Genomic DNA, 13,033 nt, shown 5'->3' on the forward strand with positions numbered 1-13,033 from the left:
TCTAGTTGCCCTGAGTTTCGTATAAATAGTGATATGGCCAAATATAAAATCCTGTCCCGATATACTGATTCAAAAACCAAACCTTTAAAAACCAAACCGAGATGGAAGCGGAAATGGCAAGTTTGGTTGTTTTTTATTGCGCTGAACAGTTGGAATGGGCTTATGGCTTGGATTGTCTCGAAACAATACCGTTTTATTTACGGTGATGGGCCGGTTGGTTTTATTGAGATGATGATTAAGGTTTCGATTTTTTCTCTCTCTGAAGTAATTTTTATGCTGGCGATTATTTTTGTCGGATTGTCATTAACTGCTTATCCGGAAAAACGGTATATCAAAACAGCATTGCTCATGACGGCATGTTTGTCTGCTTTTGGTTTCTTGATGATAGACGAAGCTTGTAGCAATACCGTTGGCTACTGTCAGGCATGGCGGCTGATTTGGTAGCTGTCTCATCATTAAGATGTCGAATTTACCCTGCATGGTGGCTACATATAGCATAAATGCCTGTCTGAACGATATTTTCAGACAGGCATTTATATCGGTTTAATTAATTCAAGCAGGTATTAAGCTGGTTGATTATATCAACCTATTAAATGTTCAGAACCGATATTGACATGATGTTCCGCGTCAAATTGCGCAAATACAATTCCTTCTTTTGCGCCTGCTTTTCGGTAAGACAAAGTTTGCTCTTGGCTATTGAAATGTAAAGATGACAATGCCTCATTGAAAATTTCTTTATCGTTTACCAGCACATCAGACCACTTGAAGCCTTGGCTTCTGTCTTCAAATAAAGAGCGCAGGCCGCTTAAATCCAGATAATCTTCTTGCGGATGGAAATCTTTAATTATATCCGCTTCGCCTTGCCGGATATCGCTTGCTTTAAAAGCAAATGTGTCGTTCCCTTCGCCGCCGATAAGCGTGTCTTTACCCAAATTGCCCCATAAATAATCATTTCCCTTGCTGCCTTGCAAAGTATCGTTGCCGGAGGTGCCGTTCAGGAACGCAAGGCCTTTTGCAGCGCTTTGGGATTCGAAAGCAGACCAATCAAACCCGCTGTCGGCCAAATCAAACTCTTTGCCGGACGGTGTGTACACGATTTCACCATCTAATTGCCCGGCCTGCATTTCAATACCTTTTATCCCGATGATTCTGCCTTTGTCGTCTTCTGTTTGAACAATGGCAATAAACGGACGGTCATCCGTTTCAATTAAGGGGCTGTCGGTAGTATAAGGCGTGATTTCCGAATCGGAGGCATTGGATGCCAGTTTGATTTCGATGCCGTCGGAAAAACCGTCGCCGTCAGAGTCGGCAAGATTCGGGTTGGTGTCTATCTTGTATTCTTGTATATCGGTTAAACCGTCTTTGTCCGTATCTATATTTTGATAATGTGTATCGGTACGATATCCTTGGGTAAAATATTGTTGCATTTTTCTGTTTTTATTATAAAAACTAACCATGTTGTGTTTTCCCGAGTCTTCGAAGAAAACAGTATTTTTGTAAGTTCCAAGTATATCACCCACCCATTCTCCTTTAATAACAAAAGAAGTGGTTTTTTTATGCTGCTCACCGTTATCCCATATATATTCTTCTAAGAACTTTTCAGTATTTTTTTCTGCATTTTTTAATCCTTTGTTTGCTTCGGAGCCAAACCAGGAAAATAGGTCTGATATGACACCGGATTTTAATTTTGCAGGATTAAATAATGTGTTACGCACAAAATATTCCTTCAAACCGGGTGTGGATTGGATGTTGTGAGCAACAAAATACTGCGATAAATAGCCACCTAAAGAGTGGCCGGTAGAATAAATTTTTTCAGCATTAAATGACTGAATATCTTTAATGGCATATTGTAAATCTTTAACTTGACCGGGGGCTATCTTTAATAGACCAAGTTTCCCATTAGCTGTCCAGTCGCCCACATTGCTTGATCCGCGAAAAGCAACCACTATATTTTCATAGCCTTTTTCTGTTTTTCCATTACCGAAAATCGCATAGTCCAAACCGCTTTCTACAATGTCATTGGAATTATGTACTTTCAATAAATGCCAATGCTGAATAAGTTCGGCAACATCTGCTTGACCATTAAATTTTTTGGGATTTCTGTTAATTTGTTCAATTACCTCTATGGATTGATCGTTGAAAATAGCCTTTAATGATGATTCATCTTCATAGGCTAAGGTGGCAAATATTCTCAAATCACGGTCTGATACATTCCAGCTGTTTGGGTAAGGGTCTTTTAAATCAATCAAACCATCACCGTCAGTATCTTTACCATAAGAAGAAATGATATTTTTGTTTGAAAAATCCGAGTTGTTGGCAATATAAGTTTCTAAGGAAGCTATTTTCTCTTTTGAAGGCGATGCAGTTTTGTTATGTGATTGCAGAATCGGATTACCTTCGGAATATTTCAACATGCCTGTCTGAAAAGGATTATCGACGCTCCCCTTGTGTGTTAGCACGCTGCCGTCTTTATATAGGATGCGGGTGGTTAAAACCGCAGGCTGGATGGGCGAGGTTTCCGGTGGTGATTCGGGTTTCCGGTGGGTATCGGGTTGTTCTTTAGCGGAAGCCGGCGGTTGGGTGTTTTGTTCGGGCATCTGCGGATTATCGGGCTGCCCGGTTTTTTTATCGTCTTTTTCAGCCGGATTTTCGGTTTTGTTGTTTTTCTTCGGTGCATCATCTCCGCCCCCGCCTCCGCCTCCGCCGCTTGCTAAAGCGGTGATTGCACCCAATGCCCCCAAACCGCCGAGAATTTTTGCGGCGCCGAAACCGGAGGCTGCGGCAGGTTCAACCGACTCTACTTCCGAAGCCAGTAATGCTTGGTCAGTGGTAGAGGATTGTTCCGAGTTTGCAGATGTCGGGGCATTAGAGGCTGCCGGGCTTTGGGGTTGGAATGGTTGTTCTTGTGTTGTATTGGTAGGAAGAAGAGGCGTTTCTTCTGCTGCTGATAAGATGATTTCCGTTTCTTTTACGGTATTTTCAGAAATAGTTTGGTTGATTGGATGCAGTATCGTTTCGTTCATTTAAAAATCCCCTAAGTAAATATTTAAAGTGTTTGAATTGATATTTTATTATATTTATTATTTTAAATAAAATTATTACTAAATTTATTAAATAAAAATACTGAACTTTTATTTAAAAAACAACAATTTCGTTTAGCATAAATGCCTATCTGAACGATATTTTCAGACAGGCATTTATGCTATTTCGGGAAGTTTCATGATTTAAGCTTATTTGAAATTCAACCTCTTCGACCATTTTTTCACAAACTCGGTCAGCTCGGCCACGCTTTCGGGCTTCAGCATCGGGCGGGCTTGTTTGGCCAACGTTTTGGCTTCCTGCAGATTGATTTCACCTGCGCGGTAGCGTGCCCAATGGGTTTGAACGTAGTCGGACATTTCCTGCTGATGCGTTTCCTGCGTGTGTTTGAGGATAAATTTTAAGGCTTGTTTTTCGATAATGTTCATGGGGTTTAATGGCTTTGATTTGAAGGCAAGGCCGTCTGAAAATGTGTTTTCAGACGGCCTCCGTTTAGTGAAGTAAGCCTGATATTAGGCCACTTGGGTTTGGTGCTCGTCGCCGCTGCGTGCACGGATTTCACCCAAGCGGTAAACGGTTTCGCCTTGTTCGGCCAAGAATTTCTGCACCGCGTCGGCATCTTCTTTGGCGATGATGACCACCATGCCGATGCCGCAGTTGAAGGTGCGGTACATTTCCTGTTGTGCCACGTTGCCCGCTTGTTGCAGCCATTGGAACAGCTTGGGCATTTCCCATGCTTTGGCGTCGATTTGGGCAACGGTGTTTTCGGGCAGCACGCGCGGCACGTTTTCGGTGATGCCGCCGCCGGTGATGTGCGCCATACCTTTGATGGTGAACTGTTTCAGCGCGGCGAGAATCGGTTTCACATACAGGCGGGTAGGGGCGATGATGGCTTGGCGCAGGGTTTTGCCGCCGTCAAACGGTGCGTCCAAATCAGGCTGGTCGCGCTCGATGATTTTGCGTACCAATGAATAGCCGTTGGAATGTGCGCCGTTTGAAGCCAAGCCCAGCACGATGTCGCCGGGCACGATGCTGCGGCCGTTGATGACTTGGTCTTTTTCCACCACGCCCACGGCGAAGCCGGCCAAGTCGTATTCGCCTTCGGGATACATGCCGGGCATTTCGGCGGTTTCGCCGCCGATGAGGGAGCAGCCGGATTCTTCACAGCCTTGGGCGATACCTTTAATCACGTCGGTGGCGCGGGCGACATCGAGTTTGCCGCAGGCGAAGTAGTCGAGGAAAAACAGCGGCTCTGCGCCTTGCACCAGAATGTCGTTCACGCTCATGGCCACGAGGTCGATGCCGACGGTGTCGTGTTTGTCCCAGTCGAAAGCCAGTTTCAGTTTGGTGCCTACACCGTCGGTGCCGGAAACGAGCACGGGGTTTTGGTATTTTTTGCCGATTTCCACCAGTGCGCCGAAGCCGCCCAAATCGCCCAACACTTCGGGGCGCATGGTGCGTTTGGCAAAAGGTTTGATGTTTTCAACGAGTTGGTCGCCTGCGTCGATATCTACGCCTGCGTCGCGGTAGCTCAATGAATTGCTCATGTCGGGTTCTTTCAGTTGGTGATGAGGGTAAAAAAAATCGGACTTATTTTACCTGATTTTAACTGTGGCTTGGTTAACAATCGCTTTGGCCGAAGGGTATTTTTCAGACAGGCATCTTTCAAGCAAGTGCGGCAACCAAACGGTTGCGTAGCCAGCGTGCCGCCGGTGCAAGCTCGCCCGACAGCATGCCGATTTCGCCGATTTGCGAATCGCGCAGTACATCGGCCGCCGCGCCGTGGAGCCACACGCCGCCGCGGACGGCTTCTCCGATTGGAATGCCTTGTGCGAGCAGGGCACCGATGATGCCGCTGAGCACGTCGCCGCTGCCTGCGGTGGCCAGCCCTGCGTTGCCGCTGGTATTGGTGTAGAGCGCTGCGCCGGGTTCGGCAACCAAGCTGTGGCGGCCTTTTAATACAACGGTTGCGTTGAATGTTTCAGACAGGCATTGTACGGCGGCTACGCGGTCTGCCTGTACGGAGGCAGTGCTGCTGCCGAGCAGGCGTGCGGCTTCGGCGGGATGGGGCGTGAGCACGAGTGCGGGGTGTTCGCGGCAGGTGGCGGCCAAATTTTCATCGTGGGCGACCAGAGTGAGCGCGTCGGCGTCGAGCAGCAGGGGGATGTCGTGTGAAAGGGTGAATTGGGTGTGCAGCAGCAGGGTGCCGGATGCTTCCAAATCCAGCCCGCAGCCGACAACCCACGCTGTGATGTCGTTGCGTTTTTGCAGGGTGGCTGCGATGGCAAGCATGATTTCCGGGCGTTCCGGAATCAGCGGCATGGGCAGCGCGCTTTGGTTGAAGCCCGCCCAAACCTTGCCGCAGCCGCTGTAAATCGCGGCTTCGGCGGCCAGCACTACGGCGCCGCTCATGCCTGCCGCGCCGCCGACGATGCCCAGTGTGCCGTGGGTGCCTTTGTGGCTGTCTACCGCGCGGGCTTTGAAAATATTGGGGAATTGTTTGGCCGATTCGGTAAAGCGGGTGAGGTCGGTATGGTAAAGTTCCGGCATGGCAGCTCCTCGGAAAAATGAGTACAATCGGGCTTGCACATTTTCAGACAGGCATTGAATGCCTGTCTGAAAAACACAAACCAATACGGATATTTTATTATGAAACAGAAATTAAAAGTATGGGATTTGCCTACGCGGCTGTTCCATTGGTTGTTGGCGGCCTCGGTTGCCTTTATGTGGTACAGCGGCGAGCAGGGCGGCGATATTATGGCTTGGCACTTGCGCTGCGGTGTGTTTATTTTGGGGTTGTTGGTGTTCCGTATCTGCTGGGGCATTTGGGGCAGCGACACGGCGCGTTTTGCCCAATTCTTCAAGCCGTGGCAGATCGGCCGCTATTTGAAAGGCAGTTTGAGCGAGAATGAACAGCCCGGCCATAATCCTCTGGGTGCGCTGATGGTGGTGGCGCTGATTGGCGCAGTATTGTTTCAGGTGGTAACGGGTTTGCTTTCCAGCGACGAAAACGCGTTTGTCTACAATGGTTATTTAAGCGGCCTTGCCGGCAGCGCAAGCGCGGATTTCCGCAAGCTGCATGTGCAGTTTTTTGACTTTTTGCTGATTTTAATCGGTGTGCATGTGTTGACGGTGTTGCTGTATAAGTTTGTGAAAAAACACAATCTCATTACGCCGATGCTGACCGGCTATAAATATCTGGAAGGTAAGTTGCCCGATTTGAAATTTGCGGGAGCGGGCAAATTGGCGGCGGCACTGGTGATTACGGCTGCCGCGGTATGCGCGGTGGTGTTTGCGGGGGTGTGATTTAAAGTGATTTAAAGATGCAGAAATGCCTGTCTGAATGTGTTTCAGACAGGCATTGGTTATTTAATAGTCGTTTAAGTATTTGCGCATCAATTCGCATTCCACCGACACTTCCAAGTTTAAAGGCAAAATGGCGGAACCGAGGGAGCGGTAGCCGTTGATGCGGTAAAAGCCGACCGAGTTGAGCGAGGCATAAAGCTTCAGGAAGGCGAGTCCGGATTGGGCTGCCAGCGATTCGGCGCGGTTGAGCAGGGCGGTGCCGAGGCCGCGGTTGTGCAGGAAAGGGTGGACATAAAGTGCGTCAAGCTGCGATTGCGCCAAATCCACTTGGAAAAAGCCGCGTATCCGGCGCTGGTATTCGATAACCCAAAGGGCTTTGTTGTCGCTATTCAGCGCTTCTTGGTAGCTTTCGGGATGCAGCAGTTTGCTCCATGCTTCGAGCACGCGCCGGTCATAGCAGCGCTCGCAAGTGTATTGCACGGAAAAGCGGTGGGTGGTGTAGATGGCTTCGCAGTCATCGGGAAGAGCAGGGCGGAGTACGGTTAACAGGCTCATGGTTGGTCTGGATAGAGGCGTAATGTAATGGTGTTTGGTAAACCGCGCTTGGCTTTGCAGCGGGCGCGGGTGGTTTTATTGTAATGTAAATAAAGGTTTAGGCAAAGAATGCCTGTCTGAAACTTTCAGGCAGGCATGTGTTTTACCGGCTGCGCTTATCGGTTAAAGAAGCATGCAGTTGTTTGGCTGCTTCAAATGCGGCGTCGGCGTCAGCGCCCAGTACGGTAAAGTGGCCCATTTTGCGGCCCGTGCGGGCGTTTTTTTTGCCGTAAAGGTGCAAATGGACGTGGGTATTGTTCATCAAGGGCAGCCAGTTGGGTTCGCTGCCGTTTTCGCCCCAAACGTCGCCTAAAATATTGGCCATGCAGCATGAGGTAAGCAGGCGGGTATCTGCGGGCGGAAGCTTACACATGATGCGCACTTGCTGCTGGAATTGGTTTGCCGCACAGGCGTTTATGGTGTGGTGGCCGGAGTTGTGCGGGCGCGGTGCGATTTCGTTGACGATGAGCTCGTGTGTGTCGCCGACCACGAAAATTTCTACCGCCAATACGCCGACATAATCCAATTCGTCTGCCAGCCGCCGCGCCATTTCTTGCGCTTGTTGCTGCACGTCGGCGCTCAAACGGGCGGGTACGATGGAATAGGCGAGAATGCCGTTTTCATGAATATTTTCGGCGGGGTCGAACGTACACACGTTTTCATGGTTCAAACGGCAAACAACCACGGAAATTTCGCCGCGCAAATCCACCATTTTTTCCAGTACGCAATCTACGCGGCCGTGTTCGGCAAATGCTGCGCGCAATTCTTCCGGTGTTTTTACGCGGATTTGGCCTTTGCCGTCGTAGCCCAATGTGGCTGTTTTCAAAATGCCGGGCAGGTATTGCGCACTGGCTTCCGTGATGTCTTCTTCCCGGCAGACGGCTTGATAAGGCGCGGTTTGCAGGCCGGCTTTGCGTATCCGGCTTTTTTCTTGGATGCGGTTTTGGGCGATGGCAACGCAGTCGCCGCCGGGCGAAACGTTTGTGTGTTTTGCCAGAAAGCGCATGGAGTCGGCGTTGACATTTTCAAATTCGGTGGTTACGGCGGCGCATTTTGCCAGCTCTTCCAAAGCGGCCTGGTCATCGAAAGCGGCGCATAAATGCCTGTCTGAAAATTCGGCGGCAGGCGCGTTCGGATCAGGGTCAAGCACAGTAACGCGGTAGCCCATGGCTTTGGCGGCGAGGGTAAACATGCGGCCGAGCTGGCCGCCGCCGAGTATGCCGAGCATGGCTGGGGGGAGAATGGGTTGGTCGGTGTTCATTTCGTAGTGTGTTTAATCAGGTATGGCGGTTAAGGTATCGGCTTGTGCAATGCCTGCCTGAAATGTTTCAGACAGGCATGTTTATTCGCCGAACAAATCCGGTTCAAACAAATCCGGCTCTTCCATTTTGCTGTTGCAATCGAGGCGTATGGGTTCGTTGACGCGGCAGCAGCAGGGTAGGATTTCGCCCGGTGCGATAAAAGCCAGCGGAAAGTCAGGATAGCTTACTTTGCCCGAAAGGATTTTGACGCGGCATGAGCCGCAATAGCCGCTGCGGCATTGGTATTCGACTTCGTGGCCTGTGCGTTCCAAACCTTCGAGCAGGGTTTCGTGTTCCTGCAATTCAAAAGCTTTGTCGTTGGTGGTAATCAGTGGCATGAAGCAATAACCTGAAAAATCAAAGCCGTTTCAAGCCAACGGAGAAACGGCGTTGTGTATAAGGCTCAAAAGGGGCGTTTATAATTCAAAGTCGCCCAAATCTTCGGCTTTCACTTCTGCATCAATCTGACCGATCAGGTAGGAGCTGATTTCCACTTCCTGCGGTGCAACCTGCACATTATCGGATGAAAGCCAGGCGTTAATCCACGGAATCGGGTTTTGGTTGGAACCGACAAAAGCGGGGCGGAGGCCTACGGCAGTCATGCGCAGATTGGTGATGTATTCGATGTATTGGCCGAGGATGTCTTTGTTCAAGCCAATCATGGAGCCGTCTTTAAACAGATATTCGGCCCACTCTTTTTCCTGCATAGCAGCTTTTTTAAACAATTCGAAGCAGTCTTCTTCCAATTCGGCGGCGATTTGAGCCATTTCGGGATCGTCCGCACCGCTGCGCATCAGGTTGAGCATATGCTGCGTGCTGGTTAAGTGCAGCGCTTCATCACGGGCAATCAGTTTGATGATTTTCGCGTTGCCTTCCATTAATTCGCGTTCGGCAAAGGCAAACGAACAGGCAAACGACACATAAAACCGGATGGCCTCCAATACGTTGACGCACATCAGGCACAAATAGAGCTTTTTCTTCAGTTCGCGTTTGCTGACCGTAACGGTTTTGCCGTTCACCTGATGCGAACCTTCTCCCAAAAGGTTGTAATATTGGGTGTATTCGATCAAATCATCGTAGTAGCAGGCGATGTCTTCCGCGCGTGCGATGATGTATTTGTTTTGCACAATATCGTCAAAAATGATTGACGGGTTGTTGACGATATTGCGGATGATATGTGTGTAGCTGCGGGAATGGATGGTTTCGGAAAAAGACCAAGTTTCGATCCAAGTTTCCAATTCAGGTAGGGAAACCAGCGGCAGCAAGGCCACATTCGGGCTGCGGCCCTGAATGGAATCCAGCAGGGTTTGGTATTTTAAATTGCTGATAAAGATATGCTTTTCGTGGTCGGGCAGATTTTGGTAGTCGATGCGGTCGCGCGATACGTCGATTTCTTCCGGCCGCCAAAAAAAAGAGAGCTGTTTTTCAATCAGCTTTTCAAACACTTCGTATTTTTGTTGGTCGTAGCGAGCCACATTTACAGGCTGGCCGAAAAACATCGGCTCTTTCAAGGCGTTGTTTTGCTCTTTGCTGAAGGTGCTGTAAGACATTACCAGGTGCTCGCAAGACATGTCGGATCCTACAAAAATGAATAACGAAATAAGGAGGCTATTCTACCTTAAATCTAACCTTTTTTCTAATGAGCCTGTCTGAAAAATAATGTTTCAGACAGGCATTTTGTGTATTAACCCAATAATTCTTCAGGTATTTTACATACAGGAATAGGCTGGACTTTATGCTGCATCGCCTTATGCAAACGCGTGTAAATTTCCAACACATCCCGTTTACGTCCTTGAAAATCCTCGGGTTTGTGCGAATCATACACACTCATAGCCCACTCCAACTCGGGATAGCTCGCCCCCATTTGCTGCTCGTCGGTGCGCTCTTCGTCCCACAGGCCGTCGGTGGGTATGGCTTGTTGGATGGAATCGACAATGTTTAATGCTTTTGCCAAGCCGTAAACTTGGGTTTTCAGCAAATCGCCGATGGGGCTGATGTCGACCCCGCCGTCACCGTATTTGGTGAAAAAGCCCACGCCGAAATCTTCCACTTTATTGCCTGTGCCGGCAACCAAAAGCCGGTTGATTTGGCCGTAGTAATAAAGTGTGAGCATGCGCAGGCGGGCGCGGCTGTTGGCAAAAGCAAGGTTGCGGGCGGGATAATCTTCGGCGCTCACGTCTACCGTTTTTTCAAATGCTTCGAAAGCCGGCGTTAAGTCCACCCGCATGGCGCGCACGTTGTTAAATTTGCTTTGCAAATCGGCAATGTGTTCTTGAGCGCGGTCGATTTGGTCGGCTTTCTGCCTGATCGGCATTTCCAAAAGCAAAACGTCCAACCCTGTTCTTGCCGCCAGCGCGGATACCACTGCGGAATCAATGCCGCCGGAAATGCCGACCACAAAACCTTTTGCGCCGGCTTTGGCGGCATAATCGGAAAGCCAGTCGGTAATATGTTGGATAACAGATTGATATTTCATGATGTTCCTTTGAGTCGGCAAGATTGTGCGGTTCATTTTTATCTTCAATATAAACCTTTCGCGCCCATATGAAAATAAAATTCTTTCAGACAGACATAGTTAAACTTATAATGCCTGCCTGAATCCGGAAAATATGAATCATGAAACATCAGCCGCCCGAAGAAATACGCCTGCAAAAAGACAAAAGCACACTCGTTTTGATGTATGGCAGCGAAGAAAAAAAGCTGCCGGCGGAATATTTGCGCGTTTACTCGCCCAGCGCGGAAGTGCGCGGTCATGCGCCGGGGCAGGAAACCTTGCAAACCGGCAAAATCAGCGTGCATATCGCCGGCTTGGAACCGGTAGGCCGATATGCTTTAAAAATCATATTCAGCGACGGCCACGACAGCGGTTTGTATGACTGGGATTATCTGTATCAACTGGCCCACGAATACGATACAATGTGGGCCGGTTATCTGCGCCGGCTTGAAGCGGCGGGCGCTATGCGGGAAGCGGCAATGGAAAGCCTGTCTGAAAAAACCGCACGCGGTTGCGCTTCGGGCGGCTGCGGCAAACATTAACCCAATCAAACGGAAACTTAAAGCATGAGCGACAACAAAACCCATTTCGGCTACAAAACGGTTGATGAAAGCGAAAAAGCGGGCAAAGTGGCCGAAGTGTTCCATTCGGTGGCAAAAAACTACGATATTATGAACGATGTGATGTCCGGCGGCCTGCACCGCGTGTGGAAGCATTTCACCATCAACACCGCGCGTTTGAAAAAAGGCGATAAAGTGCTGGATATTGCGGGCGGAACGGGAGATTTGTCGCGCGGTTGGGCGAAGCGTGTAGGCAAAGAAGGCGAAGTGTGGCTGACCGATATCAATTCGTCCATGCTCGGCGTCGGCCGCGACCGCTTGTTGAACGAAGGTTTGATTCTGCCTGTTTCGCTGGCCGATGCTGAGAAGCTGCCTTTCCCCGATAATTATTTCAATTTGGTTTCTGTGGCTTTCGGCCTGCGCAATATGACGCATAAAGATGCCGCATTGAAAGAGATGTATCGCGTACTCAAACCGGGCGGCTCGCTTTTGGTGCTGGAATTTTCCAAAGTATTCAAACCGCTGGCGCCTGCTTATGATCTGTATTCTTTCAAACTTTTGCCGCTGATGGGCAAGGTGATTGCTAAGGATGCAGACAGCTACCAATATTTGGCCGAATCCATCCGCATGCATCCCGATCAGGAAACCCTGAAACAGATGATGTATGACGCGGGATTCGACAGCGTGGATTACCACAATATGAGCGCAGGCATCGTTGCCTTGCACAAAGGTGTGAAATTTTGATTTTCTCAATATAAATGCCTGTCTGAAAAAATGTTTTCAGGCAGGCATCATGATAAATACTGAATCTTGATAACGAAAGAGAACCATGATTAAAAAAGCTACCCTTCTGGCATCTTTAACTGCAGCCCTGATGCTCGGCGCCTGCTCTAAAGACAACGGGCAAAACGGTGCCGATGCCGGCCAAAAAACGTATATCGTTGCGACCGATGCGTCTTACGCACCTTTTGAATATATGGAAAACAATCAGGTTATCGGCTTTTCGCATGATATTTTGAAAGCGGCAGGCGAAAAAGAAGGCATTAAGTTTGAATTTGTCAACACGCCGTTTGAAGGTATCTTTGCCAACGTAGGCAAGGGAGACAGCGATGTGGCGCTGGCCAGCATCACCATTACCGATGAGCGCAAGCAGCAAGTGGACTTTACCGATCCTTATTTTGAAGCCACCCAAATGATTGTTACCGCAGAAAAAGGCAGCGATATCAAATCGTTTAAAGATTTGAAGAAACGCAGCGTATCCGTTCAAACCGGCACCACCGCCGATTTGATTCTGCAAGATTTGCAAGGTAAAGACAGTGCGAATATCAAACGCTTTGAAACCATGCCTTTGGCGTTTAAAGAACTGGAAGCGGGCGGGGTGGATGCAACTGTAGGCGATAACGGTGTGGTTCAAAACTTTGTTGCTAATAATCCGGGTAAAAAATACCGCCTGTTTGTTGATCCCGAGTTTCCGAAAGAGCAATACGGTTTTGCACTTAAAAAAGGCCGCGATGACGGCTTGCGCGAAAAAATCAATAAAGGTTTGGCCGCTATTAAAGCCGACGGTACCTATGCCGATATCCAAGCCAAATGGTTTAAGCAGGATGAGGCATCGGCTGCATCGGCAGCTTCTGCAAGCAAATAAGCGCGGGATTATATAGTTAATCAATTTAAAATAGTACGCTCGTTATGCCCCGGTTTTACCGGGGCATGTTCTTGTTTAAGTGTAATGTAAGGTT

14 protein-coding genes are annotated in these 13,033 nt (G+C 49.0%); 5 read left to right on the plus strand and 9 right to left on the minus strand.

What is annotated here, in order from left to right; all coding sequences use genetic code 11:
• Positions 1-33: 33 nt before the first annotated feature.
• Positions 34-444 (plus strand): hypothetical protein, encoded by a 411-nt coding sequence (locus EL143_RS08390; RefSeq protein WP_085417297.1) that lies wholly within the window; start codon positions 34-36, stop codon positions 442-444.
• A gap of 137 nt (positions 445-581) precedes the next feature.
• Here the strand turns inward: EL143_RS08390 and EL143_RS08395 are convergent, their stop codons facing one another.
• The 4 genes from EL143_RS08395 to EL143_RS08410 form a co-directional block, all read right to left on the minus strand.
• The gene (locus EL143_RS08395) at positions 582-3,023 is read right to left on the minus strand and encodes a M10 family metallopeptidase C-terminal domain-containing protein (protein ID WP_085417296.1); all 2,442 of its coding nucleotides are present in this window, start codon (positions 3,021-3,023) and stop codon (positions 582-584) included.
• Positions 3,024-3,230: 207 nt separating this feature from the next.
• Positions 3,231-3,467 carry a hypothetical protein gene (locus EL143_RS08400; RefSeq protein ID WP_085417295.1) on the minus strand — a complete coding sequence of 79 codons (237 nt, stop codon included), beginning with the start codon at positions 3,465-3,467 and terminating at the stop codon, positions 3,231-3,233.
• A gap of 84 nt (positions 3,468-3,551) precedes the next feature.
• Positions 3,552-4,586 (minus strand): phosphoribosylformylglycinamidine cyclo-ligase, encoded by a 1,035-nt coding sequence (gene purM, locus EL143_RS08405; protein ID WP_085417294.1) that lies wholly within the window; start codon positions 4,584-4,586, stop codon positions 3,552-3,554.
• Positions 4,587-4,704: 118 nt separating this feature from the next.
• The gene (locus EL143_RS08410) at positions 4,705-5,589 is read right to left on the minus strand and encodes an NAD(P)H-hydrate dehydratase (RefSeq protein ID WP_085417293.1); all 885 of its coding nucleotides are present in this window, start codon (positions 5,587-5,589) and stop codon (positions 4,705-4,707) included.
• Between the two features lie 99 nt (positions 5,590-5,688).
• On the opposite strand from EL143_RS08410, the gene EL143_RS08415 reads away from it, so the two are divergent.
• Positions 5,689-6,345 carry a cytochrome b/b6 domain-containing protein gene (locus EL143_RS08415; RefSeq protein WP_085417292.1) on the plus strand — a complete coding sequence of 219 codons (657 nt, stop codon included), beginning with the start codon at positions 5,689-5,691 and terminating at the stop codon, positions 6,343-6,345.
• A 63-nt stretch (positions 6,346-6,408) separates the two neighbouring features.
• Here EL143_RS08415 and EL143_RS08420 read toward each other — a convergent pair whose 3' ends face one another.
• From EL143_RS08420 to nadE, 5 genes are all read right to left on the minus strand, one after another.
• The gene (locus tag EL143_RS08420) at positions 6,409-6,900 is read right to left on the minus strand and encodes a GNAT family N-acetyltransferase (protein ID WP_085417291.1); all 492 of its coding nucleotides are present in this window, start codon (positions 6,898-6,900) and stop codon (positions 6,409-6,411) included.
• A gap of 142 nt (positions 6,901-7,042) precedes the next feature.
• Entirely contained in the window at positions 7,043-8,200 is a 1,158-nt protein-coding gene (locus EL143_RS08425) for a 5-(carboxyamino)imidazole ribonucleotide synthase (RefSeq protein WP_085417290.1), read from the minus strand.
• 81 nt (positions 8,201-8,281) lie between these two features.
• A complete protein-coding gene (gene yfaE, locus EL143_RS08430; RefSeq protein ID WP_085417289.1) occupies positions 8,282-8,578 on the minus strand; it encodes a class I ribonucleotide reductase maintenance protein YfaE in 297 nt (98 codons plus the stop codon).
• A gap of 78 nt (positions 8,579-8,656) precedes the next feature.
• The gene (gene nrdB / locus EL143_RS08435; protein ID WP_085417315.1) at positions 8,657-9,790 is read right to left on the minus strand and encodes a class Ia ribonucleoside-diphosphate reductase subunit beta; all 1,134 of its coding nucleotides are present in this window, start codon (positions 9,788-9,790) and stop codon (positions 8,657-8,659) included.
• Between the two features lie 134 nt (positions 9,791-9,924).
• Positions 9,925-10,716 carry an NAD(+) synthase gene (gene nadE, locus EL143_RS08440; protein ID WP_085417288.1) on the minus strand — a complete coding sequence of 264 codons (792 nt, stop codon included), beginning with the start codon at positions 10,714-10,716 and terminating at the stop codon, positions 9,925-9,927.
• 140 nt (positions 10,717-10,856) lie between these two features.
• Here nadE and EL143_RS08445 point away from each other — a divergent pair, with 140 nt between their 5' ends.
• From EL143_RS08445 to EL143_RS08455, 3 genes are all read left to right on the plus strand, one after another.
• Complete coding sequence (locus tag EL143_RS08445; protein ID WP_085417287.1) at positions 10,857-11,276, plus strand: gamma-butyrobetaine hydroxylase-like domain-containing protein; 420 nt, start codon at positions 10,857-10,859, stop codon at positions 11,274-11,276.
• Positions 11,277-11,300: 24 nt separating this feature from the next.
• Positions 11,301-12,038, plus strand: coding sequence for a bifunctional demethylmenaquinone methyltransferase/2-methoxy-6-polyprenyl-1,4-benzoquinol methylase UbiE (ubiE, locus tag EL143_RS08450; RefSeq protein WP_085417286.1), 738 nt, complete (start codon positions 11,301-11,303; stop codon positions 12,036-12,038).
• 85 nt (positions 12,039-12,123) lie between these two features.
• The gene (locus tag EL143_RS08455) at positions 12,124-12,939 is read left to right on the plus strand and encodes a basic amino acid ABC transporter substrate-binding protein (RefSeq protein WP_085417285.1); all 816 of its coding nucleotides are present in this window, start codon (positions 12,124-12,126) and stop codon (positions 12,937-12,939) included.
• Positions 12,940-13,033 lie beyond the last annotated feature (94 nt).

Source organism: Neisseria canis (genome assembly GCF_900636765.1).
Lineage (GTDB): Bacteria > Pseudomonadota > Gammaproteobacteria > Burkholderiales > Neisseriaceae > Neisseria > Neisseria canis.

What these genes read in the sequence shown, in the direction of transcription:
- ubiE (WP_085417286.1), top strand. Translation starts at nt 11,301, where the DNA reads ATGAGCGACAACAAAACCCATTTCGGCTACAAAACGGTTGATGAAAGC.
- nrdB (WP_085417315.1), bottom strand. Translation starts at nt 9,790, where the DNA reads ATGTCTTACAGCACCTTCAGCAAAGAGCAAAACAACGCCTTGAAAGAG.
- EL143_RS08395 (WP_085417296.1), bottom strand. Translation starts at nt 3,023, where the DNA reads ATGAACGAAACGATACTGCATCCAATCAACCAAACTATTTCTGAAAAT.
- EL143_RS08400 (WP_085417295.1), bottom strand. Translation starts at nt 3,467, where the DNA reads ATGAACATTATCGAAAAACAAGCCTTAAAATTTATCCTCAAACACACG.
- EL143_RS08415 (WP_085417292.1), top strand. Translation starts at nt 5,689, where the DNA reads ATGAAACAGAAATTAAAAGTATGGGATTTGCCTACGCGGCTGTTCCAT.
- EL143_RS08390 (WP_085417297.1), top strand. Translation starts at nt 34, where the DNA reads ATGGCCAAATATAAAATCCTGTCCCGATATACTGATTCAAAAACCAAA.
- EL143_RS08420 (WP_085417291.1), bottom strand. Translation starts at nt 6,900, where the DNA reads ATGAGCCTGTTAACCGTACTCCGCCCTGCTCTTCCCGATGACTGCGAA.
- nadE (WP_085417288.1), bottom strand. Translation starts at nt 10,716, where the DNA reads ATGAAATATCAATCTGTTATCCAACATATTACCGACTGGCTTTCCGAT.
- EL143_RS08425 (WP_085417290.1), bottom strand. Translation starts at nt 8,200, where the DNA reads ATGAACACCGACCAACCCATTCTCCCCCCAGCCATGCTCGGCATACTC.
- EL143_RS08445 (WP_085417287.1), top strand. Translation starts at nt 10,857, where the DNA reads ATGAAACATCAGCCGCCCGAAGAAATACGCCTGCAAAAAGACAAAAGC.
- EL143_RS08410 (WP_085417293.1), bottom strand. Translation starts at nt 5,589, where the DNA reads ATGCCGGAACTTTACCATACCGACCTCACCCGCTTTACCGAATCGGCC.
- purM (WP_085417294.1), bottom strand. Translation starts at nt 4,586, where the DNA reads ATGAGCAATTCATTGAGCTACCGCGACGCAGGCGTAGATATCGACGCA.
- yfaE (WP_085417289.1), bottom strand. Translation starts at nt 8,578, where the DNA reads ATGCCACTGATTACCACCAACGACAAAGCTTTTGAATTGCAGGAACAC.
- EL143_RS08455 (WP_085417285.1), top strand. Translation starts at nt 12,124, where the DNA reads ATGATTAAAAAAGCTACCCTTCTGGCATCTTTAACTGCAGCCCTGATG.